At 40.2% G+C, this 1438-nt stretch carries 2 protein-coding genes; both read right to left on the bottom strand.

Features of this window, described 5'->3' with window-relative positions; translation table 11 throughout:
• Nucleotides 1–16: 16 nt before the first annotated feature.
• A complete protein-coding gene (locus AC6H04_RS07015) occupies nt 17–871 on the bottom strand; it encodes an IS3 family transposase (protein WP_497571025.1) in 855 nt (284 codons plus the stop codon).
• Nucleotides 872–879: 8 nt separating this feature from the next.
• Nucleotides 880–1401: a transposase gene (locus tag AC6H04_RS07010; RefSeq protein ID WP_497571024.1), complete on the bottom strand. Its 522-nt coding sequence runs from the start codon at nt 1399–1401 to the stop codon at nt 880–882.
• Nucleotides 1402–1438 lie beyond the last annotated feature (37 nt).

The raw sequence follows: 1438 nt of genomic DNA, 5'->3' as shown, positions 1-1438 counted from the left end.
GACATGCTATTTTCACCTACGCAGCCAATAGTTCATCTCGATAGTTCACTGGTGATTTACCATTTGTTTTTAGAGAAATTCGGGTCTTATTGAACCATTCGGTGTATTGGTCTACAGCCGTTCTTAACTCATCAAGATTATGATATTTATGCCGATTGAGTGACTCAACTTTCAGCAGATGAAAGAAGCTTTCCATCGGGGCATTATCCAGACAATTACCCTTTCTAGACATACTTATCGTATAATTGTTTGCCTGAAGATAGCCGCGATAGTCTGGGGTTTGATAATGCCAGCCGTGATCTGAATGCATGATTGGTGTTGCTCCTTCAGGTAACTTAGATTGTGCTTCGTCAAGCGTGGCTTGCACCAATGCTTTGTTTGGACTGTCGCTAACGACCATCCCTATTACTTCTCGAGTTGCTTCGTCCATAATTGATGAAATATAGCCAAATTTACCGTTTAAAAGTTTGACTTGAGTGATATCAGTGTGTAAAACAGTGAATGGAATCTTAGCTACAAATTGACCTCTCAGAATGTTTGGAGAGGTCTTTTTGTCACCTTTAAACGAACTGTACTTAGTCGTGTGTGCGTTATACAGAGTATTATGAATTCCAACTTCTGCCATTAGTTCAAGAAGTTTAGTTTCAGAAACATGCATTTTATGGTTCACTTCCAATACCTTTGAAATACGGCGATAGCCGTATGTTTCATGGCTGTCCCGGTAAATAATCAGAATCTGTTGTTTAATTTCAGAATACTTATCAACGGTATTGGCAATCCTTTTCCGCTCATCATAGTACGTTGGCCGTTTGAGCTGAACTTGGTGAAGTAGTGTTGCTACTTGATAGTCATTGGTGTCATCATCCCTAATCGTATCGACTATTTGGGCTTTCTCTCGATTTGAGAGGGCTTCGATTGGGGTTGCAGTTTTTTTAGGATCAGGTTCTCCAATTTAGCATTTTCTAGCTGTTCTTCAAGTTCTGAAATGCGCTGCTCATAGTTGTTCTTACGAACACCTCTGGAAGCTTTACGTTTGTTTTTATTCATAGAACTAACTCCTCTAAGATGACGACGCACCTCAGCTATACCACCGGCTTTAAATTGTGAATGCCATTTTTTAATCGTGGCAAGCGGTAGTTTAAAATGTTTCGCGGTTTGCTGTGCAGTCGTCAAATCGGTTTGCAGGTATTGTAACACTTCCGCTACTGATCTAATATCATGGCTTCGCTTGTCACTGGCCTGAATGGCTGCCAGCCCATACTTTTTTGCCCACCGCGTCCATTCCTGAACATTGGGAGCTGGGACATCGTATTTATCAGCGATTTCATAAGAAGTTAGCGGACCTTTCATAAATTCAGTAATCAACTTGCGTTTAAACTCAATTGTATAATAATTTTTCATAGAAAAAGCACCTCATAGTAGTTAGTCAGTTTATGTC

This window comes from Secundilactobacillus sp. MJ173 (assembly GCF_059704265.1).
This window is presented reverse-complemented; position numbering and strand designations above follow the sequence as displayed.

Excerpts from the sequence above, each read along its gene's own strand:
- AC6H04_RS07010 (WP_497571024.1), bottom strand. The coding sequence starts at position 1,401 with ATGAAAAATTATTATACAATTGAGTTTAAACGCAAGTTGATTACTGAA.